The organism is Klebsiella sp. Shm-1, from assembly GCF_040804525.1.
Taxonomy (GTDB): Bacteria; Pseudomonadota; Gammaproteobacteria; order Enterobacterales; family Enterobacteriaceae; genus Klebsiella; species Klebsiella pneumoniae.
This window is the reverse complement of sequence record NZ_CP161823.1, coordinates 3,401,984-3,422,386: the sequence shown is the minus strand read 5'-3', so window position 1 is coordinate 3,422,386 and position 20,403 is coordinate 3,401,984. Positions and strand designations below refer to the sequence as shown.

27 protein-coding genes and 1 pseudogene are annotated in these 20,403 nt (G+C 54.9%); 26 read left to right on the top strand and 2 right to left on the bottom strand.

Annotation, left to right across the window (positions count from 1 at the left end; translation table 11 throughout):
- Positions 1-14: 14 nt before the first annotated feature.
- The 10 genes from AB1E37_RS16875 to AB1E37_RS16830 all read left to right on the top strand — a co-directional run bounded on the left by AB1E37_RS16875 (position 15) and on the right by AB1E37_RS16830 (position 4,599).
- Complete coding sequence (locus tag AB1E37_RS16875) at positions 15-1,067, top strand: phage major capsid protein, P2 family (RefSeq protein WP_004223906.1); 1,053 nt, start codon at positions 15-17, stop codon at positions 1,065-1,067.
- 3 nt (positions 1,068-1,070) lie between these two features.
- Positions 1,071-1,721: a terminase endonuclease subunit gene (locus tag AB1E37_RS16870; protein ID WP_004174300.1), complete on the top strand. Its 651-nt coding sequence runs from the start codon at positions 1,071-1,073 to the stop codon at positions 1,719-1,721.
- A 96-nt stretch (positions 1,722-1,817) separates the two neighbouring features.
- Positions 1,818-2,282 (top strand): head completion/stabilization protein, encoded by a 465-nt coding sequence (locus AB1E37_RS16865; RefSeq protein ID WP_004223908.1) that lies wholly within the window; start codon positions 1,818-1,820, stop codon positions 2,280-2,282.
- Positions 2,282-2,485 carry a tail protein X gene (locus AB1E37_RS16860; RefSeq protein WP_002896155.1) on the top strand — a complete coding sequence of 68 codons (204 nt, stop codon included), beginning with the start codon at positions 2,282-2,284 and terminating at the stop codon, positions 2,483-2,485. Before AB1E37_RS16865 ends, AB1E37_RS16860 begins: the two co-directional genes overlap by 1 nt.
- 3 nt (positions 2,486-2,488) lie before the next feature.
- Positions 2,489-2,704 carry an HP1 family phage holin gene (locus AB1E37_RS16855; RefSeq protein ID WP_004223911.1) on the top strand — a complete coding sequence of 72 codons (216 nt, stop codon included), beginning with the start codon at positions 2,489-2,491 and terminating at the stop codon, positions 2,702-2,704.
- Positions 2,685-3,194, top strand: coding sequence for a lysozyme (locus tag AB1E37_RS16850; protein ID WP_004223915.1), 510 nt, complete (start codon positions 2,685-2,687; stop codon positions 3,192-3,194). The genes AB1E37_RS16855 and AB1E37_RS16850 overlap by 20 nt, the downstream gene beginning before the upstream one ends.
- A gap of 4 nt (positions 3,195-3,198) precedes the next feature.
- On the top strand, positions 3,199-3,627 hold the full coding sequence (gene lysB / locus AB1E37_RS16845; RefSeq protein ID WP_004223918.1) for an Rz-like lysis system protein LysB: 429 nt from the start codon (positions 3,199-3,201) through the stop codon (positions 3,625-3,627).
- A complete protein-coding gene (gene lysC, locus AB1E37_RS16840) occupies positions 3,512-3,760 on the top strand; it encodes an Rz1-like lysis system protein LysC (RefSeq protein ID WP_223340690.1) in 249 nt (82 codons plus the stop codon). Before lysB ends, lysC begins: the two co-directional genes overlap by 116 nt.
- Positions 3,723-4,154 (top strand): phage tail protein, encoded by a 432-nt coding sequence (locus AB1E37_RS16835; protein ID WP_004223921.1) that lies wholly within the window; start codon positions 3,723-3,725, stop codon positions 4,152-4,154. Before lysC ends, AB1E37_RS16835 begins: the two co-directional genes overlap by 38 nt.
- Positions 4,147-4,599, top strand: a complete 453-nt coding sequence (locus AB1E37_RS16830; RefSeq protein WP_004223923.1) for a phage virion morphogenesis protein — start codon at positions 4,147-4,149, stop codon at positions 4,597-4,599. The genes AB1E37_RS16835 and AB1E37_RS16830 overlap by 8 nt, the downstream gene beginning before the upstream one ends.
- Positions 4,600-4,611: 12 nt before the next feature.
- On the opposite strand, the gene AB1E37_RS16825 is transcribed toward AB1E37_RS16830, so the two are convergent.
- Complete coding sequence (locus AB1E37_RS16825; protein WP_014599113.1) at positions 4,612-5,274, bottom strand: hypothetical protein; 663 nt, start codon at positions 5,272-5,274, stop codon at positions 4,612-4,614.
- Positions 5,275-5,377: 103 nt separating this feature from the next.
- Here AB1E37_RS16825 and AB1E37_RS16820 point away from each other — a divergent pair, with 103 nt between their 5' ends.
- From AB1E37_RS16820 to AB1E37_RS16745, 16 genes and pseudogenes are all read left to right on the top strand, one after another.
- Positions 5,378-5,950: a phage baseplate assembly protein V gene (locus tag AB1E37_RS16820; protein ID WP_004223927.1), complete on the top strand. Its 573-nt coding sequence runs from the start codon at positions 5,378-5,380 to the stop codon at positions 5,948-5,950.
- Positions 5,947-6,309 (top strand): GPW/gp25 family protein, encoded by a 363-nt coding sequence (locus AB1E37_RS16815; protein ID WP_004174325.1) that lies wholly within the window; start codon positions 5,947-5,949, stop codon positions 6,307-6,309. Before AB1E37_RS16820 ends, AB1E37_RS16815 begins: the two co-directional genes overlap by 4 nt.
- Complete coding sequence (locus AB1E37_RS16810; RefSeq protein ID WP_004223930.1) at positions 6,296-7,204, top strand: baseplate assembly protein; 909 nt, start codon at positions 6,296-6,298, stop codon at positions 7,202-7,204. Before AB1E37_RS16815 ends, AB1E37_RS16810 begins: the two co-directional genes overlap by 14 nt.
- Positions 7,197-7,793, top strand: coding sequence for a phage tail protein I (locus AB1E37_RS16805; protein WP_004223933.1), 597 nt, complete (start codon positions 7,197-7,199; stop codon positions 7,791-7,793). The genes AB1E37_RS16810 and AB1E37_RS16805 overlap by 8 nt, the downstream gene beginning before the upstream one ends.
- Positions 7,794-7,798: 5 nt before the next feature.
- The gene (locus AB1E37_RS16800) at positions 7,799-10,024 is read left to right on the top strand and encodes a hypothetical protein (RefSeq protein ID WP_004223940.1); all 2,226 of its coding nucleotides are present in this window, start codon (positions 7,799-7,801) and stop codon (positions 10,022-10,024) included.
- A 13-nt stretch (positions 10,025-10,037) separates the two neighbouring features.
- On the top strand, positions 10,038-10,313 hold the full coding sequence (locus tag AB1E37_RS16795; RefSeq protein WP_004223943.1) for a hypothetical protein: 276 nt from the start codon (positions 10,038-10,040) through the stop codon (positions 10,311-10,313).
- 77 nt (positions 10,314-10,390) lie between these two features.
- Positions 10,391-11,551, top strand: coding sequence for a phage tail protein (locus AB1E37_RS16790; protein WP_032458718.1), 1,161 nt, complete (start codon positions 10,391-10,393; stop codon positions 11,549-11,551).
- A 138-nt stretch (positions 11,552-11,689) separates the two neighbouring features.
- Positions 11,690-12,862: a phage tail sheath protein gene (locus tag AB1E37_RS16785; protein WP_004223947.1), complete on the top strand. Its 1,173-nt coding sequence runs from the start codon at positions 11,690-11,692 to the stop codon at positions 12,860-12,862.
- Positions 12,863-12,871: 9 nt separating this feature from the next.
- Entirely contained in the window at positions 12,872-13,387 is a 516-nt protein-coding gene (locus AB1E37_RS16780; protein ID WP_004150986.1) for a phage major tail tube protein, read from the top strand.
- A 52-nt stretch (positions 13,388-13,439) separates the two neighbouring features.
- Positions 13,440-13,739, top strand: a complete 300-nt coding sequence (locus AB1E37_RS16775) for a phage tail assembly protein (RefSeq protein ID WP_004223950.1) — start codon at positions 13,440-13,442, stop codon at positions 13,737-13,739.
- A 14-nt stretch (positions 13,740-13,753) separates the two neighbouring features.
- Positions 13,754-13,873, top strand: coding sequence for a GpE family phage tail protein (locus AB1E37_RS16770; RefSeq protein ID WP_002896220.1), 120 nt, complete (start codon positions 13,754-13,756; stop codon positions 13,871-13,873).
- Positions 13,866-13,951 (top strand): annotated as a pseudogene (locus AB1E37_RS16765) (hypothetical protein); the annotation flags it as partial. The gene AB1E37_RS16770 and the pseudogene AB1E37_RS16765, both read left to right, overlap by 8 nt.
- Before the next feature lie 148 nt (positions 13,952-14,099).
- A complete protein-coding gene (locus AB1E37_RS16760) occupies positions 14,100-16,496 on the top strand; it encodes a phage tail tape measure protein (RefSeq protein ID WP_162784317.1) in 2,397 nt (798 codons plus the stop codon).
- The gene (locus tag AB1E37_RS16755; protein WP_004223957.1) at positions 16,493-16,978 is read left to right on the top strand and encodes a phage tail protein; all 486 of its coding nucleotides are present in this window, start codon (positions 16,493-16,495) and stop codon (positions 16,976-16,978) included. Before AB1E37_RS16760 ends, AB1E37_RS16755 begins: the two co-directional genes overlap by 4 nt.
- The gene (locus tag AB1E37_RS16750; RefSeq protein WP_085855784.1) at positions 16,975-18,072 is read left to right on the top strand and encodes a phage late control D family protein; all 1,098 of its coding nucleotides are present in this window, start codon (positions 16,975-16,977) and stop codon (positions 18,070-18,072) included. Before AB1E37_RS16755 ends, AB1E37_RS16750 begins: the two co-directional genes overlap by 4 nt.
- Before the next feature lie 86 nt (positions 18,073-18,158).
- Positions 18,159-18,377, top strand: coding sequence for an ogr/Delta-like zinc finger family protein (locus AB1E37_RS16745; RefSeq protein WP_004223962.1), 219 nt, complete (start codon positions 18,159-18,161; stop codon positions 18,375-18,377).
- A gap of 221 nt (positions 18,378-18,598) precedes the next feature.
- On the opposite strand, the gene AB1E37_RS16740 is transcribed toward AB1E37_RS16745, so the two are convergent.
- Positions 18,599-20,284, bottom strand: coding sequence for an aspartate:alanine antiporter (locus AB1E37_RS16740; protein WP_004179131.1), 1,686 nt, complete (start codon positions 20,282-20,284; stop codon positions 18,599-18,601).
- Between the last annotated feature and the right edge of the window lie 119 nt (positions 20,285-20,403).

Below are 20,403 nucleotides of genomic sequence, written 5' to 3'. Positions count from 1 at the left end.
GAGCATAAGAACCAATGAAAAAGCACACACGTTTTGCCTTTAACGCCTACCTGCAGCAGCTGGCACGCCTGAACAACGTGGAAGTAGAAGAGCTTTCCAGCAAATTCACCGTTGAGCCGTCGGTGCAGCAGACGCTGGAAGACCAGATCCAGCAGTCCGCGGCATTTCTGACCATGGTTAACGTGATTGGTGTGACGGAACAGTCAGGCCAGCTTCTGGGCCTGGGCGTCTGCAGCACCATTGCCGGGACCACTGACACGACCACGAAGGAGCGCGAGCCAACCGATCCCACTGAGATGGTGGATGTTGAGTACAAATGCGAACAGACCAACTTTGATACGGTGCTGACCTACGCAAAACTGGATATGTGGGCGAAATTCCAGGATTTTCAGGTACGCATCCGTAACGCCATCGTGAAACGTCAGGCGCTGGACCGTATCATGATTGGTTTTAATGGCGTGAAGCGTGCCAAAACCTCAGACCGTGCCGCCAATCCGTTGCTGCAGGACGTTAACAAAGGCTGGCTGCAGAAGGTCCGCGAAGATGCCCCGGATTGCGTGATGGGCAGCACCACGGCAGAAGATGGCACAACCACCGCAGACCCGGTGAAGGTAGGCAAGGGCGGTAAATATGCCAACCTGGATGCGCTGGTGATGGATGCTGTCAATGAGCTGATTGACCCTATTTTCCAAGATGACGCCGAACTGGTCGTGATCTGTGGTCGTGAGCTGTTGTCCGACAAGTATTTCCCGCTGGTCAATAAGGACCAGGCAAACACGGAGGCGCTGGCTGCTGATCTGATTATCAGCCAGAAACGCATGGGCGGTCTGCAGGCCGTTCGCGCCCCGTCATTCCCGGCTAATGCCGTACTGATCACCCGCCTGGATAACCTATCCATCTACTGGCAGGAAGATACCCGCCGCCGTTCGGTCATTGATAACCCGAAACGCGATCGTATTGAAAACTTCGAATCCGTCAATGAGGCGTATGTGGTGGAGGATTACCGCTGCGTGGCACTGGTGGAAAACATCACCATCGGCGACTTCAGCGCCGGTGCCGGAGAGTAACGCATGAGCCTGAGTCCCGCACGGCAGCACCGCCTGCGCGTCCAGGCTGAACAGGCCGCCCGACAGGGCGGCAATGTTCGCCACGCGACGGGGTATGACCTGATGCTGATGCAGCTGGCGGAGGACCGCCGCCGCCTGAAAGGTATCCAGTCCACAGTGAAGAAAGCCCAAATCAAAGTGGAGCTGCTGCCCCGTTATTCCGCCTGGGTGGAGGGGGTGTTGGCTGCTGATGGTGCCCGGCAGGATGACGTGGTGATGTTTGTAATGCTCTGGCGTATCGATGCCGGGGATTATGCCGGTGCGCTGGATGCAGGGCGTCATGCGCTGCGGCACGGATGGGTGATGCCCATCGGAAACCGTAACGTCCAGACGGTGCTGGCAGAGGAAATGGCAGACGCTGCGCAGGCCGCTCTGCTGGCAGGTGAATCTTTCGATGCCGGGTTGCTACTGCAGACACTGGAGCTGACAGACGGCCAGGATATGCCAGACCAGTCACGGGCACGCCTGCATAAAGCGATTGGCGCTGTACTGACCGAAACCAGCCCGGCCTCCGCCCTAAATCACATCAATCATGCGCTGCAGCTTGATCCACGCTGTGGCGTCAAAAAAGAAAAACAGCAGCTGGAGCGCAGATTGCGCAATGACAGCCGTTAACGGAACGTGCCCCGCGCACGGGCGGCACGGGGTGGCGAAAGGCTTTTGCCACATCAAAACCCCGTCCACCGCCCACTATTTCAGGAGAAAGCCCGCATGAAGTTTGTTGCGCCTGAGCAGGCGCCGGAACAGACGGAAATTATCAAAAATACGCCGTTCTGGCCCGATGTGGATTTATCAGAGTTTCGCAGCGTGATGCGGACGGATGGCACGGTGACGTCACCCCGTCTCGGACAACTCATCCGGTCTGCGATGTCAGAGGTCAATGCGGAGCTGTACGACTTCCGCAAGCGCCAGCAGGCGCTGGGATTTATGACGCTGGCCGATGTACCGGCGGACTTGCTGGACGGTAAAAGCGAACGTATTCACCACTACCACAACGCCGTTTATTGCTGGGCACGTGCGCAGGTGAATGAGCGTTACCAGGACTACGACGCCACGGCCTCCGGTGTGAGAAGGGGGGATGATCTGGCGGATGCCAGCGGCGATCTGTGGCGTGATGCTCGCTGGGCAATCAGCCGGGTCCAGGATGCGCCTCACTGTACGGTGGAGCTGATCTGATGAAAGTGCGTGCGTACCAGGGTGACACGGTGGACGCGCTTTGCTGGCGTCATTACGGACGCACGCAGGGCGTCACGGAGCAGGTACTGCAGGCAAATCCGGGGCTGGCTGAGCACGGCCCGTTCTTACCACACGGGCTGCAGGTGGATCTGCCGGATATTGCAACCACTTCCACGGTGCAGACCGTCCAGTTATGGGACTGAAATATGACGCTTGAACGGATCAGCGCCTTCATCACGTACTGCATCGCTGTACTGCTGGCATGGATGGGAGATTTATCGCTTAAGGATGTGTCGACAGTGAGCGGTGTGTTGATTGGCGTGCTGATGGTGGCCATCAACTGGTACTACAAACACAAAACCTACCAGCTGCTGCGCGGCGGAAAAATTACACAGGGGGAATATGAATCCTTCAACCGTTAAACGCTGCCTGGTAGGGGCGGTGCTGGCGATTGCCGCCACCCTGCCGGGCTTTCAGCAACTTCATACCTCAGTGGAAGGGTTGAAGCTGATAGCCGATTACGAGGGCTGCCGCCTGCAGCCGTATCAGTGTAATGCGGGGGTGTGGACCGATGGCATTGGCAATACGTCCGGCGTGGTGCCGGGGAAGACCATCACGGAACGGCAGGCCGCCGGGAGTTTCATCACCAACGTTTTAAGGGTGGAGAAGGCGCTGGATCGCTGTGTCCTGGTGAGCGTACCGCAGAACGTCTATGACGCGCTGGTATCGCTGGCCTTCAACGTGGGAACCGGCAATGCCTGTGGTTCAACCATGGTGAAGTTTATCAATCAGAAGCGCTGGCGCGATGCCTGCTATCAGTTGCCGCGCTGGATATACGTCAAAGGCGTATTTAATCCGGGGCTGGACAACCGCCGCGTGCGGGAGCTGTCCTGGTGCTTAAAAGGAGCGTAACCATATGACGCGGACACTGGTGATAATTCTGGCGCTGGTACTGGCTGCGTTGGGCTGGCAGTCATGGCGGATGAAGGAGGCCAGCCAGACCATCGAGCTGCAAGGGCAGGTTCTGAAAACGACAGGCGAAAAACTGGCAAAAACGAACAGCCAGCTGATCGCCTTGTCCATCCTGTCCGAAACCAATAACCGGGAACAGGCAAGGCTTTACGCGGCGGCAGAAAGTACAAACGCGCTGCTGCGAAGCCGTCAGCGCAGAATTGAGGAGTTAAAACGTGAAAATGAGGATTTACGCCGCTGGGCTGACACTCTTCTGCCTGCTGACGTTATCAGGATGCGCGAACGTCCACCCCTCGCCGGAGGTGCTGCTTACCGTGAATGGTTGTCCCAGAGTGACGCAGTGCCGCCTGGAAAAGTCGGCGGCACGCACTAACGGTGATCTGCTGTCCGTGCTGGATGAAGCTGAGGCGGCCTGGGCGGTCTGCGCCGATAAAGTGGACACGATAATTTCCTGTCAGGAGCGAAACAGTGAACAAGCCTCAATCCTTACGCCGCGCCCTGAATAGCGCGGTGCCATATGTCCGCGATAACCCGGATAAGCTGCATTTGTTCGTTGATAACGGATCGGTGGTGGCAACCGGGGCAGCGTCACTTTCATGGGAATATCGTTACACCCTGAATGTGGTGATTGTGGATTTCAGCGGCGATCAAGGGTTATTGATGGCGCCGGTGTTGGCCTGGTTAAGGGAAAATCAGCCGGATGCTATTCATAACCCGGAACTGCGGGAAAAGTTGCTTTCCTTTGAAGTCGATATTTTGCGCAATGATATCTGTGATATCAGCCTGAATCTGCAACTGACAGAGCATGTGATAGTCAGCGCTGACGGTGACGTGTCCAGCGTCGAAGCGGTGCCGGAACCGGACGAACCGGACGAAATGTGGGCGGTGAGCCGTGGCTGAGCTGCAGCAGGATGACGCCTGGTTAGATGCGTTGCTGGCGGGACTGGAGCCTGCCGCACGTAAGCGCATGTTGCGGGATCTGGCGCAGCAGCTGCGCCGCAGCCAGCAGAATAATATCAGGATGCAGCGCAATCCGGACGGGACGGCTTACGAGCCGCGGCGCGTGACGGCCAGAACGAAGCAGGGCCGCATCCGTCGGCAGATGTTTGCAAAACTCCGCACCACAAAATACCTGAAAGCCGTCGCCAGCCATGACACGGCCAGCGTCGAGTTTGAGAGCCGGGTGCAGCGCATCGCCCGCGTGCATCACTATGGCCTGCGTGATCGGGTCAGCAGGAAAGGGATGGAGGTGCGCTATGCAAAACGCCGTTTATTAGGTATGAACCATGAAACTGATATGTTAATTCAAGGAAAATTATTTGAGTATTTATCAGACCCTAGTTGACTTTTATGGATATTACATGGGGCCGGATTTTGATTCATTTTTTTCTTTCTCCTTTCTTTCGTTCTCCTCTTTCTCTTTGTCAATGTCTCTATCTTGTTTCATTTTTCTTGATGACCAATATAAAATAGGGATGCTAATTATTAAAAGAAGAATTGCTAAAGATTTCTCTTGCCCCCATGCGCTCGGTGAACTATCTGAAAGAATCAAAAGAATGGCGGATGCAATTCCTAGCATAATTGGTTCAACAGCTTCATCAGGGCCTTTAGTTACAAGCATGTATGCCAACTGGAATCCACAGGAGAGAGCCAGAGCATTGGCGACGAAAACAAGCGATTTAATTTTTAATAGATTGCTGGCAATACCATAATCTTTATAGAAAATTAGTGGCTCATTTAAAGTGGGGATATCTAATCGAATTGGTTGTTCTAGAAAAGATAAAGTTTGTAACACCTCAAAAAAACCTTTGGCTAAAAGCAAGAAGGTTAATGTTACAAATATCCATTTCTGGATTCGCATTTGAAATCTTTCAGCCAATTTCTCAACTTCATTTTCATCTTTTGATATGACGAAAATGGTAATAATCTCGGTGATGGGATTCAATAAATTACGAGGATGCCACTTTGCGGTATTTACTGGCTTGTCTGGATGTTTTTCTGATTGCTCTTGTTTAGACATTTTTTTAACTCATCTCTTTATTTGGAAAACATAGCATTGTGTCAATGTTCATACAATTTGGAATGAGCGATTTTATCGCTTAAGACGTGGAAGAATCTACCATATGAACGCACAACTAACCGAAATCATGCGCCTTATCACCAATCTGGTCCGCACCGGCATTGTGACCGAAGTGGATCGAGACGGCTGGCTGTGCCGGGTGAAAACAGGCGACCTCGAAACCAACTGGATTAACTGGCTGACCTACCGTGCAGGTAAATCCCGCACTTGGTGGTGCCCATCTCCAGGGGAGCAGGTGGTGCTGTTCAGCCTGGGCGGCAATCTGGAGACAGCCTTTGCGCTTCCGGCCATCTACTCCAACGCCTGCCCGCCGCCGTCAGACTCTGAAAGTGCGGACGTGACCGCATACGAGGATGGCGGCTGGTTCGAATACGACCCCGCCACCGGGCGCTGGATTATTCGCGGCGTGAAAAGCGTGCTGATTGAGTCTTCGCAGGTTGTCTCCTGCAAAACCGGTGAGTTTGTAATCGAGGCTGACACCACCCGTATTAACAGCAATGTGATCCTGAACGGCGATGTGACCCACGACGGCGGCGCGATGACGTCAAACGGCGTCGTTGCTGATAAGCATAAACACCCTGGCGACAGTGGCGGAACGACGGGAGGCCCATTTTGACGCTCTATATCGGGATGAGCCGCGATACCGGCAGAGCCATTACGGAAACTGACCACTTGCGTCAGTCGGTGCGTGACATTTTGCTGACCCCGCAAGGTAGCCGGCTTGCGCGCCGGGAGTATGGTTCCCTGCTTTCAGCGCTCATTGACCAGCCGCAAAACCCGGCGCTGCGCCTGCAGATCATGGCTGCTGTGTATGTGGCGCTGCGGCGCTGGGAGCCGCGGCTGCAGCTGGACACCATCACGGTTAACAGCAGCAGCATGGATGGCGCAATGGTTATTGAGCTGGCAGGCCAGCGTAATGACGGCGTGCCCGTGTCCCTTTCCGTATCGACAGGAGCAGACAATGGCCGTTATTGATCTTTCCCAGCTGCCGCCGCCGCAAATTGTGGATGTGCCGGATTTTGAAAACCTGCTGACTGAGCGCAAGGCTGAATTTGTCGCGTTATTTCCGGCAGAAGAGCAGGAGGCCGTGGCCCGCACCTTAGCGCTTGAATCTGAGCCGGTGGTGAAAATGCTGCAGGAAAATGTGTACCGGGAGTTGCTGCTGCGCCAGCGGATTAACGAGGCGGCTAAAGCCGTGATGGTGGCCTATTCCGGCGGGGATGACCTGGACAATTTAGGCGCGAATAACAACGTACAGCGCCGGGTGATTACGGCTGCAGATGACACCACAACGCCGCCCACGGAGGCAGTAATGGAATCTGACACGGATTATCGCCAGCGCATTCCGGCGGCCTTTGAGGGGATGAGTGTTGCCGGGCCAGTCGGAGCCTATGAATATCACGCGCTTAGCTCTGATGGTCGGGTGGCGGATGCATCGGCTTTCAGCCCGTCACCGGCGGAAGTCGTGGTGACTATTCTGGCCCGCGACGGCGATGGTACTGCGCCGGAAGACTTACTGCAGGTCGTCGGTGAGGCCCTGAATGATGAGGCTGTGCGGCCGGTGGCGGATCGGGTGAGTGTCCGATCTGCTGAGATTGTTCCCTATGAAATTGATGCGATTCTTTATGTCTATCCCGGCCCGGCAAAAGAACCCATCCTGGCGGCCGCGAAAGCGCAGGGTACGGCATACATCAACGAGCAGTGTCGCCTGGGGCGTGATGTGCGGCTGTCCGCGATCTATGCCGCGCTGCACGTTCAGGGTGTCCAGCGCGTCGAACTGATGAAGCCCCTGGCGGACATGGTCTTAGATAAAACGCAGGCGTCATATTGCACCGATTTTAAAGCGGTAATTGGTGGCTCTGATGACTAGCAGCCTGTTACCGCCGGGTTCGTCCGCGCTGGAGCGCAGACTGGCGCAGGCCTGTTCTGGCATTAGTGATTTAAACGTGCCGCTGCGTGATCTGTGGAACCCGTGGAAATGCCCGGAAAAGTTCCTGCCTTATCTGGCGTGGGCGTTTTCCGTTGATAGCTGGGATGAAAACTGGAGTGAGCAGGAGAAAAGAACGGTTGTCAGTGAATCATTCTGGCTCCATCAGCGAAAAGGGACCATAGCTGCAATCCGCCATGTAGTCGAAAAAATGGGTTATTCCATGTCGATCCAGGAGTGGTGGGATATTGTTGACCCGGCAGGAACATTCAGGCTTGAGGTAGATGTGAATGATATTGGGCTCACGTCAAAAATGCTTGATGAACTTTTCAGGCTGGTCAGTGATGCAAAACCCGTCAGCAGACACATGGCGCAGTTCAGTATCACTGCCAAAGTGAAAGGCGATATTCATATCGGTTCCGCCTCTTTTGCAGGGGAAATTATCAGTATTTATCCCGAAGAGCATGATCCTGAAGACGGCATTTTCTATAACGGCATGATTTTTCACGATGGGAATTTTGGTTACAGGTGACATTTATGACGAATATGATTGAATCGCCATCGTGGGACGATGAAATAGCCATTATCGCCAGAAATGAGCGTGTCTCTGGCGGTCAGGATGGCGTTGCCAACCGGCCATTAAAGACCCTGGCGAATCGCACGCGTTATCTTAAGCAAGCATCGGATAAAGCGCTCGGTGATTTATCGGGAAAAGTAAGCGCAGTGAAAACTTTTTCCGAAGGTGCGGTGCTGGATTCGCCACGAGATGAAATCCTTTACGGAAATTACCGGATGGTCTGGACGGGAGACTTCCCTAAGGTCGTCCCGGCTGACAGCACGCCTGACAACACCGGCGGAACAGGCGCGGGAGCCTGGGCGTATACGTCCGATGCACCGCTGCGCACAGAAATGCGAGCGACGGGTGATAAATCCGGCGGCACACTGCTTTATCTTAAACACGGAGAAACGGCACAGGATGCCATTAAGTTTGTCACACCACTGACAAAAAACGGTGTCGAAAACGCGGAATATAACTACCAGCTGGTGCAGTCGCTGCTCAATAAAGGGCTGCATGTCGATTTGAAAATGGGCGACATTTATTTTTCGCAACCTGTTCAGACCCGGAAAGGGCAGATTATTAAAGGACAGGGCGCGCCAAACTTTTCACCATATTGCTATACGCGGGTTATATGCCTTTCCGAAGGGGGGGGCTGTTTCTGGTATACCGACGACTCATCTACCGGACAGGTCAGGATGCCGCAGATTATCAATATGGGGCTGGTCGGCGATTACCCTGTCCGCTTTAATGACGAACGCACAGCAATCATTAAGGACGACACGGCCGTTTCAAATGTCCCGTTTGGAATGCATCCGGTTGTCCGGTTATGCCATATCAGCCCCAGGGTGAACGGTGTCGGAATTGGCGTGTCATGGTCCAAAATGTTTGATGGCGCCATTGAGTTTTGTGAAATAGCAAACTTTGATATTGACCTGCTGTTGAACGGCTGCGACCTGAATAAAATAGCCCATAACCGCATCAGAAATGGCTGGCGTTACATGGTGCTGGAATTAAGCGCGAGCACATTCGGTTCTCAAAATGAAATACACCACAACGATATTTTGCATGCCGGATCGCCAAATTGCATCATGGTTAAGACCACGGCCCGTCACGCCCGTATTTATGATAACTACCTGGAGCAGGCCACAGGGACAGACGGGGAAGCACTCATAGGGTTTATTGATGCGACAGATGTGGATGCTCCATCCTATGCGGGTAACGTATCAGCGGGTCGTTACTCAACTATTCTCAGGGATAACCGGATAGACGGTTTTTCAAAATCGAAAAACTTTATTTATAAATATCAACCCGAAGGCCAGACATACGGGGAAATCGTTGATGTATCAACGGTGGGGTCGAATGTCGGTCTGGGTTCAAATGCCCTGACACTGGTTGATAGCACTGGGGCTACAGTAGACAGAGTGCCTCTTTTGTATAACCAGCAGCAGCCGTGTTCGTTCGTCTTTAAAGGTCCGCGTTTCGGTAAATGGAACGGGTATACCTCTCAGGGTCAGTTCGCTGATGTTATCAACGGACTCAATGTCGGCGCTTTCGGCACATCGCTGTACGGTAACCTGTTGTCAAATCATCTGCGTGCTCGCGGTAATGAGATGGTGCTGATGGCCGGTTTCGCCAGTTCAGGCGTATTCAGCTACGCCGCGACTGCGGGAATGTTTGAGCCTGAGAAGACCTATATTATCGAGGTAGAGGCGTATTGCATCATCGGTAACGAAGATTTCACCTTCGGTGGGATTGTATCGGGAACCGGGAAGGTGGCGACGACATTCACGCTGTCAACGACACCGCGAAAAATGCGGGTGGAGTTCGTGACAGGAATTGCTGGCTCCTCGAACGGTATTTACTTCTCACGTTCAAATAACGGCGCGGATATTGTGATTAAGCGCGTCCGCTTCCTGAAGAAATACCTTCATGAAAATGCCATGTCAGCGAGCGCGACAAAAACCCTGAAGATAACCACGCAGTCCGGTGAGATTCAGATAGCCGCCAATGGAGGTTTTCAGTTCCCTGCATACAAAATACTGAGATTCATCAATGGCTATCTGGTGGATACATTTTCACAAATCAATAATGCCGCCGAGATAGATATCGCCTGGACATATTCATCAGGGCTCCTGACGGTAAACGTCACAGGCAAAGGCGGCTCTAAACAACTGGCAGTCAGTCAGACCAGCCAGCCGGGATAAGCAGGAGAAAATTATGTCGTTCACAGTAACAAAAGAAGTCAAAGAACTGGTTTCGTATCCTGAGCTGGGCGCGTCGTGCCCGTTAACCACTGCCAGCAAAGAAATTACCTACACCGCAAATCGTCTGGTAAGCCTGTCAGGTGCCGTCGCTCAGGTGCTGTTTGCTGTGCAGGTTGGGGATTCCGAAACGCCGGGAGAGCGCTACCACCTGTTCAACTACTCCGGTACGGGCAACCCGCTGGAGGAAGCGGAGCTATCGCTCAGGATGAGCCTGGAAAATAACGAATAAGCCAGGGAACTGGCGTTATTATTTATGGCCGTCATGGCGAGTTTATCGCCATATTATTCATCGGCAAGGGGCCGAGTATGAGTAAGAAATATTTATCGATAATTACCCGCGCCGGGCGCGAAAAAATAGCCAGTGCCATTATTGCCGGTGAGAAAATTTTTTTTTCCACAATGGCTGTCGGTGATGGCGGCGGTATCAGCGTGTCACCAGACGAAAATCAAACAGGTCTGGTTAACGAGTCTTTCAGAACTCATCTTAACAGCCTGAAAATTCCCGATAATGATAAAAATATCATTATTGCTGAAATGATAATCCCCCCGGAAACAGGCGGTTTCACTATAAGGGAGGCGGCCCTTTTCGATGATGAGGGTGTGTGCATGGCTGTCGCTAGCGTCCCAGAAACATACAAGCCACTACTGGCTGAAGGGTCAGGGCGATTTACCATAATGAGAGTCTGGCTCGCGGTCAGCAGTACTGAAGGCATCGAGATACTGACGGACCCCGGGATTGTCCTGGCCACAGTTGAGGACGTGATATCTGTCAGGAATGAAGCAAAAGACTATGCAGACGAGCAATTGAGTGAACACGCACAATCCCGAGATCATCCTGACGCCACGCTGAATGAGAAGGGGTTTACACGACTGAGCAACGCGATTGACAGTGATGATGAAACGAAAGCCGCAACCCCGGCAGCGGTAAGGGCTGCCATCCGCGCAGCTATCCGTTCGGCGTGGGAGCTGGATAACCCAGTCGGTACGGTGAAGTTTTACGCGCAGAATATTGACCCTAACGAGCGATACCCCTGGACTGAGTGGGTTTACACGGGGGAAAACAAAACAATCCGCGTGGCAAAAGCCGACGCCTCAAACGTGGGATTGGCTGGCGGCAACGATAGCGTCACGCTCCAGAAAGATAATCTGCCCGCCGTTAAGATTGATGTAAGCGGCGAAACCAGCGAGTTGCCTGAAGCAACGCTGACCACTAAACCTGCCGGCAGGCACAAACACGGGGGAGTGCCCAGCAGGGTTAACCCGTGGGAGATTGGCGGCGATATCAGCCAGCGCTTTAACCCGGCAAACCTAGGTGATACGGATGAGGCTGAAGACCATCAGCATGAAGTTGTGCAACCGGCACATAAGCATACGACTAGCGGCAAAACCGCTAATCTCGGCAGCGGTCAGTCATTCAGCGTGGTGGAAGCGCACATCCTGCTGATGTGCTGGAGCCGTGTTGCCTGATAAATCCCGGTATCAGTCTGCCCCGATAAGGGGCTTTTTTCTGTCTGCGGTTGTGCCATTGACGGTACAACGGCCATCAACGGCTTGCGGTGAATGATTTCCCTACCATGGGTGAACCCCTAAATAGGAGATTCATTCATGGCGCAAGACTACCACCACGGCGTGCGCGTTGTAGAAGTTAACGACGGCACCCGCTCTATCACGACGGTGAGCACGGCGATCGTGGGCATGGTGTGCACCGGCGATGATGCCGATGCCTCCATGTTCCCGCTCAATACGCCGGTACTCCTTACCGACGCGCTGACCGCCAGCGGTAAAGCGGGCGAGTCCGGCACGCTGGCCCGCTCACTGGACGCTATCGCAGAACAGGCAAAACCCGTCACCGTAGTGGTGCGTGTTGCCCAGGGCGAAACCGAAGCGGAAACCACCGCTAACATCATCGGCGGCGTGACCGCTGAGGGTAAGAAAACCGGCATGAAGGCGTTACTTTCGGCGCAGTCGCAGCTGGGTGTGAAACCGCGCATTCTCGGCGTACCGGGGCATGATACGCAGGCCGTATCCACTGAGCTGCTGAGCGTGGCGCAGAGCCTGCGGGCCTTTGCGTATATGTCAGCTTACGGCTGTAAGACGGTGGAGGATGCGATCGCCTACCGCGACAACTTCAGCCAGCGTGAAGGGATGCTTATCTGGCCTGACTTCATCAACTTTGACACGGTGCTGCAGGCGGATGCGACCGCCTACGCCACCGCCCGCGCCCTGGGATTGCGCGCCAAAATCGACGAGCAGACCGGCTGGCACAAAACCCTGTCTAACGTGGGCGTCAACGGCGTAACAGGCTTCTCTGCGGATGTGTTCTGGGACCTGCAGAACCCGGCAACCGATGCCGGGCTGCTGAACCAAAACGACGTCACCACGTTGATCCGCAAGGATGGTTTCCGCTTCTGGGGTTCCCGCTGCCTCAGTGATGATCCGCTGTTCCAGTTTGAAAACTACACCCGCACCGCGCAGGTGCTGGCTGACACCATGGCGGAGGGCCATATGTGGGCGGTGGACATGCCGCTTAACCCGTCGCTGGCCCGCGACATTATCGAAGGCATCCGCGCCAAAATGCGCAGCCTGGTGAATCAGGGCTACCTCATCGGCGGTGATTGCTGGATTGATGACAGCGTTAACGACAAAGACACCCTGAAGGCCGGGAAGCTCTGGATCGATTACGACTACACGCCAGTGCCGCCACTGGAAAACCTGATGCTGCGCCAGCGCATCACTGACCGTTACCTGGTGGATTTCACCACCCGCGTAAGCGCATAAGGGGGACCCATGGCCTTACCACGCAAACTAAAACACCTGAACATCTTCAACGCCGGTAACAGCTGGATGGGCATTGCTGAATCCGTCACCCTGCCGAAATTTTCCCGCAAGCTGGAGAACTATCGCGGCGGCGGCATGCCCGGTTCAGTCGGTATCGATCTGGGGCTGGATGATGGCGCACTGGATACGGAAATGACCATCGGCGGCACTGAAGCGCTGCTGTTCAAACAGATGGGCAAGGCCACGGTGGATGGGGTGCAGATGCGCTTCACCGGCTCTATCCAGCGCGATGATACCGGCGAGGTGCAGGCCGTTGAGCTGGTTGTGCGCGGACGCCACAAAGAGGTGGATTCCGGCGAGTGGAAAACCGGCGAGAGCAATACCACCAAAGTCAGCAGCGTTAACAGTTACGCGAAGCTGACCATTAACGGCGAAGTGCTCTATGAGGTTGATGTGATCAACATGATTGAAATTGTTGACGGCGTTGACCTGATGGAAGAGCACCGAAACGCCATCGGCCTTTAATGCAGCACTGGCGCGGGATGCCGCGCCAGCCACCCAATAACAGGAAAAGAACATGAGTGAGAAAAAAGAAGCAACGGTGAAGCTGGATAGCCCGATCACGCGCGGTGATACCACGATTACGGAAATTGTGCTGCGTAAGCCGCAATCCGGCGCGCTGCGCGGTACGCGACTGCAGGCGGTGATGGAGATGGACGTGGCCTCTATGATGACCGTGATCCCCCGCATCTCCACACCAACGCTGACCCCGCAGGAAATGGCGGACCTTGACCCTGCTGACCTTGCCGCAATGTCGATCGAGGTGGTCCTTTTTTTGTTGCCGAAGTCGGCGTTTGCCGATTTGCCGACAGCCTGACGGTAGATGACCTGGTGGCGGATATCGCCACGATCTTTCACTGGCCGCCGTCCGTCACTGACGTTATGCCGCTTACAGAAGTGCTGGAGTGGCGGCACAGAGCGATAATGCGAAGCGGGGCCAGCGATGAGTGATAAAAACCTGCGTCTGCAGGTGGTTCTGAATGCGGTTGATAAACTCACCCGCCCTTTAAAAGTTGCGCAGGCTGGCTCTAAGGAGCTGGCCTCCGCCGTTCGGCAGACCCGCGAACAGCTTAAACGGCTGAACGATGCGGGGGGCCAGTTAAAATCCTTCGATCAGCTGTCACAGAGCCTGAGCCGGACCAGTAACGAACTGGACCAGGCGCGGCTGCGTGCGCAGATGATGACCCGCGAAATGTCAGCCCTTGAATCCCCCACGAAAAAGCAGACGGCGGCGCTTGAAACGCAATGGCGGGCCGTGTCACGTCTGGAGCAAAAGCAGCAGCAGGAAACGCGACAGATGGCGGCAGCCAGGGCGGAGCTGTACCGCCTTGGCATCTCTGCGGGCGGCGGTGCCCGTGAAACGGCACGCATTACCCGCGAAACGGATCGCTATAACAAACAGCTGGCAGAGCAGGAAAGGCGCTTGCGGGATGTGGGCGAGCGCCAGCGCAAGCTGAATGCGGTCAGGGCCAAAGCTGACAAGATGCGTGACGTGCGTAACAGCCTGGCGGGGAACGGTGCCGGGATGATGGCGGCCGGGGTGACAACGGGCGCGACTCTGCTGGCGCCTATTCGCGCCTACTCGGAATCAGAGAACGCGGCTAACCAGCTGGCTGGCTCCATGATGGGGCCGGGTGGAAAGGTTGCGGCGGAGTTCCTGCAGTTGAATAAGCTGGCGATCGCCCTGGGTGACCGGCTTCCCGGCACCACGGCAGACTTTCAGAACATGATGACCATGTTACGCCGTCAGGGTATGTCTGCGCAGGTCATCCTGGGCGGGCTGGGTGAGTCGGCGGCGTATCTCGGCGTACAGCTGCAGATGGCCCCGACGGATGCCGCCGAGTTCGCTGCGAAACTGCAGGACGCCACGCAGACCACCGAAAAAGACATGATGAGCCTGATGGACGTGATCCAGCGGGGTTATTACGCGGGCGTTGACCCTGGCAATATGCTGCAGGGATTTTCAAAAATCAGCGCCGCGATGGACATTATCAAGCTCCAAGGCCTGGACGCTGCAAAAACCTTCGCGCCGCTGCTGGTCATGGCTGATCAGGCGTCGATGGCAGGGGAGTCTGCTGGTAATGCCTACCGAAAGATTTTTCAGGCCACACTGAACAATAAAAAGATTGATAAAGCAAATGATGTACTTGCAGGGACAGGTATAAAGCTGAGTTTTCAGAACAGTAAAGGCCAGTTTGCAGGGCTGGAAAACCTTTATAAGCAACTGGATAAGCTGAATAAAATTACCGACGATGGGAAAAAGCAGGCTGTCAAAGCAACCCTTTTTGGTGATGACGCGGAAACCCTGCAGGCACTAAACATCATGATCACAAAAGGGATAGCGGGCTATCGTGAAACCGCCGCCAAACTGGAGAACCAGGCGACCCTGCGTGAGCGTGTAGAGGCGTCACTTAATACCCTGGGGAATAAATGGGAAGCCGCTGGCGGCTCGTTTACTAACGCCATGGCGAGTATCGGTGAAACCGTCGCGCCGGTACTGAAAAATATTGCTGACTGGTTAGGCGATCTGGCGTCAGCTCTCGACGGGTTTGTTAAGCGTCATCCGCAATTGACAGCCGCACTTTTCAAGATTGCGGCCGTATTTGCCATCGTTGCTACTGCTGCGGGTGTGTTGTCGCTGGCGCTGGCGTCCATCCTGGGACCTATGGCAATTGTACGTGTAAGCGCCGGGGTTTTGGGCCTTAAATTTACCTCTGTGTTTGTCCTTATCACGAAAGTGATTAGCGGTACGGGCCAGGCGATCCTGTGGCTGGGCAGGTTGATGATGGCTAACCCCATACTGGCAATAATTGGCCTCATTGCGATGGGGGCCATTTACATCTGGCAGAACTGGGAAACGCTGGGGCCGAAGTTTAAAGCTCTGTGGGATGCCATCTCATCCGGCGTATCAGGGGCATGGGCTGTGATTAAGCAGACTATCAGCAATAAATGGGATGAAATTCTGAATGATGTTGCCGCGCTGCCCGCGAAGTTTAAAGCAGTGGGCGGGGCAATCATTGACGGCATCCTGAGCGGTATCAATGAGAAATGGGAGACGCTCAAGAGCAAGCTGGCATCGGTAAAAAGCTACCTGCCGGACTGGATGACCGGCGGCGACAAATCACCTGGTGCCACCCAGCAAAAAGGCGCCGGAGGATTCTTTGCGGGGATGTATGACAGTGGCGGTTATATTCCGCGCGGGCAAGTGGGCATCGCGGGAGAAAATGGCCCGGAACTGATTAACGGTCCGGCCTATGTGACCAGCCGCCGGAGGACCGCAGCGCTGGCCTCCATTGTCGCCGGAATGATGGGGGGAGCAATGCCTGCAGAGGCTGCACCGCTTCATCCAATGAGCCTGCCGGCAGCATCATACCGCCCTGCAGCAGAGAAACCGGCAGGTACGCAGCCGGTATTCCAGTTTGAAACCCAGGCACAAATTATTATCCAGGCGCAACCAGGGCAGAGTCCGCAGGATATTGCGCGGGAGGTCGCGCGACAACTCGATGAGCGCGAGCGCCGCATGAGGGCTAAGGCCCGCAGCAGTTTCAGCGATCAAGGGGGGTACGATTCATGATGATGGTTCTGGGCTTGTTTGTGTTTCAGCTGCGCACGGTGCCCTATCAGCAACTGCAGTATCAGCGGAACTGGCGGCATGTGACCAACAACCGCGTTAATCGCCGTCCGACCACGCAGTTTCTGGGGCCAGATAACGATCAACTGACGCTCTCCGGCGTCCTCATGCCGGAAGTTACTGGCGGCCGGTTGTCGCTGCTGGCGCTGGAGCTGATGGCGGAGCAGGGCAAGGCCTGGCCTCTGATCGAGGGCGGCGGGACCATCTACGGTATGTACGTGATTGAAAGTCTGAGCCAGACGAAAACGGAATTTTTCGCCAGCGGTGAAGCGAGAAAAATAGAGTTTTCGCTGGGACTTAAACGGGTGGATGAGTCGCTGTCTGAAATGTTCGGCAGCCTGAACGACCAGCTTAGCAGTCTGCAGGACTCCGCTGCGGCAGCGGTAGGAAATATCAGAAACACGGTGGGAGGATTACTGCAGTGAGTGAGATGACTGATTTACTCAATCAGGGCAGTAAGACACCGGCCTTTCGCATCGTGATCGAAGGCAAAGACGCAACGCAGACCCTGGATAAACGTCTGCTGGGTATGACGCTGACCGACAACCGCGGATTTGAGGCTGACCAGCTCGATCTGGAGCTGGAGGACGCCGACGGCCTGGTGATGATGCCGCGTCGTGGCGCGGTGATTTCTCTGGCGCTGGGGTGGAAAGGCGAGCCGCTGTTTTCGAAAGGAAAGTTTACTGTTGACGAGATAGAGCATAGCGGCAGCCCGGACAGGCTGACAATCCGTGCCCGTAGCGCGGATTTCAGGGAGACGCTAAATGTCAGGCGTGAAAAGTCATGGCACAAAACGACGGTGGGCGAGGTGGTGAAGGAAATTGCCACGCGGCACAGCCTGAAGGTTGCCATCGGCAAAGATGTTGCTGCGCAGGCACTGGACCACCTTGATCAGACCAACGAAAGCGATGCGAGTTTTTTGATGAAGCTGGCGCGGCAGTACGGTGCGATTGCCTCGGTGAAGGACAGTAATCTGCTGTTTATCCGGCAGGGGCAGGGAAAAACGGCAAGTGGTAAATCGCTGCCGGTCATCACTATTACCCGTAAGGACGGTGACAGCCACCGGTTCAGCCTGGCTGACAGGGGAGCGTATACCGGGGTGATTGCTCACTGGTTGCATACACGGGAACCGGCAAAGAAAGAAACGGCTAAGGTGAAGCGCCGCCGGAAGACGACAAAACCAAAAGAGCCAGAAGCAAAGCAGGGGGATTACCTGATCGGGACGGATGAGAACGTGCTGGTACTGAACAGGACCTATGCGAACCGCAGTAATGCGGAACGCGCAGCAAAAATGAACTGGGAGCGGCTGCAGCGTGGTGTGGCGTCATTTTCCCTGCAGCTGGCAGAAGGCCGCGCGGATCTCTATACGGAAATGCCCGTGAAGGTCACCGGCTTTAAACAACCCATTGATGACGCCAGTTGGACCATCACCACGTTAACGCACACGGTCAACCCGGATAGCGGATTTACGACCAGCATCGAGATGGAAGTGAAAATTGATGATTTAGTAATGGACTGAGGTTTTCAAAAGAGAACTTAAAGTTCACAAAGTGAAGTAATGTTGTATCATTATTGCGATTTAAGCAAAAATGGTAGGGACGTAAAATGATGATTTGCCCATTATGTGGAAGTGCAGCCCATACTCGCAGCAGTTTCCAGGTCTCTTCAATGACCAAAGAACGTTACAACCAGTGCCAGAATATCAACTGCAGCCATACGTTCGTAACGCATGAGACTTTTGTTCGCTCAATTTCTACACCTAAAGAGGCCCATCCTGTGCAGCCTCACCCCACAAATTCAGGCCAGGCTGCGCTGGCTCTTTGAGGCTGTCGCCACTTTGTCGCCATGTCTTAAAAATAGGGGTTGTAACTCAATGATTTTAAAGGCTGTAAAATTCAGGCAACAAAAAACCCATCAACCTTGAACCGAAGTGGCGGGGTTGATGGGCTCCACAAAATGGGGACATCAAAGAAAAGCAGTGGCATTACTTATGACTGATGCCCTGAGAAAAAGTTCTGCCTGTGACGGTTTTTTTCGCAAAAAATTTATTGTAGCCCTGGCCAGATGATCACGATGAGCGTCCCGGCGAGGGTGAGCAGCACGTTGGCGATGGCGTAGGTGCCCGCGTAGCCGAGCGCGGGAATGTTGCTGCGCGCGGTATCGCTGATGATCTCCATCGCCGGGGCGCAGGTGCGGGCTCCCATCATGGCGCCGAACAGCATCGCCCGGTTCATGCGCAGCACGTAGGCGCCAAACAGGAAGCAGATCACCACCGGCACCAGGCTGACGATAAGCCCTGCCGCCAGCATCTGGCCGCCGACGGCGCCCAGACCGTTATTGATCCCGGCGCCGGCGCTGAGTCCGACCCCGGCCATAAATACCATCAGACCAAACTCTTTCACCATGTTCAGCGCCCCCTGCGGGATATAGCCGAAGGTTGGGTGGTTGGCGCGCAGGAAGCCAAGCATGATGCCGGCGAACAGCAGTCCGGCGGCGTTGCCGATGCCGAAGCTGAAGGAGCTGAACTGGAAGGTGATCATGCCGATCATCAGGCCGACGATAAAGAAGGCGCAGAAGGCCAACAGATCGGTCACCTGGCTGTGAATGGAGATAAAGCCGATGCGGTCGGCCACGGTTTTTACGCGGCGGGCGTCGCCGCTGACCTGCAGCACGTCGCCTTTGTTCAGTACGACGTTATCGTCGATAGGCATCTCGATCTGGCTGCGAATAACCCGGTTTAAGAAGCAGCCGTGGTCGGTAAGCTTGAGCTGCGCCAGGCGGCGGCCGACGGCGTTGTGGTTTTTGACCACAATCTCTTCAGTGACGATGCGCATGTCGAGCAGATCGCGGTCGAACACCTCTTTACCGTTGCGGAAGCTCGGGTCGAGGCGGGCGTGGGCGTCCGGGTAGCCCACCAGCGCAATATCGTCACCCATCTGCAGCACCGCGTCGCCGTCCGGGTTGGCCAGAATGCCGTTGCGACGAATGCGTTCAATATAGCAGCCGGTCTGGCGGTAAATACCCAGTTCGCGCAGATTTTTGCCATCCGCCCAGGCCACCAGCTCCGGGCCGACGCGGTAGGCGCGGATCACCGGCAGGTAGACTTTACGTTTGGAATCGGTATCGAGGCCGCGCTCGCGGGCGATTTGCTGGGCGCTGGTCTGCAGATCCTGATGCTGCAGCTTGGGCATATAGCGGGCGCCGACGATCAGGCTCACCAGACCAACCAGATAGGTCAGGGCATAGCCGAGGCTCAGATGGTCAAGCGACTGCGCCAGCTGATCGCTGGGCAGGCCGAAATGGCGCAGGGTGTCGCCCGCACCCACCAGCACCGGGGTGGAGGTCATGGCGCCTGCCAGCATACCGGCGGTGAGCCCGATATCCCAGCCGAACACTTTACCCAGCACCATGGCGATCAGCATCGCGCTGCCGACCATCACCAGCGCCAGCATCAGGTAGTTTTTCCCGTCGCGGAAAAAAATAGAAAAAAAGTTGGGCCCGGCTTCTACGCCAACGCAAAAAATAAACAGCATAAAGCCGAGATTAAGGGCATCGGTGTTAATCGCGAAATGCTGCTGGCCTAATAATAGAGAAACGACTAAAACGCCAATGGAATTACCAAGTTGTACTGAGCCGAGACGCAGTTTTCCCAGGCATAGTCCTAATGCAAGTACAACGAATAATAACAGGATGTAATTCCCGTTTAACAAATCTGCGACGTTTATATTCACGAAAGCCAACTTCTCATTTACTAGTAAGTTGTTGAAGGAAATGGTTATTTGGTCTAAGGTTGCTCAGGCGTTCGCGTTGTCGCGAACCTATTCTGGCACCCTGTTATAACCAGCAAAAA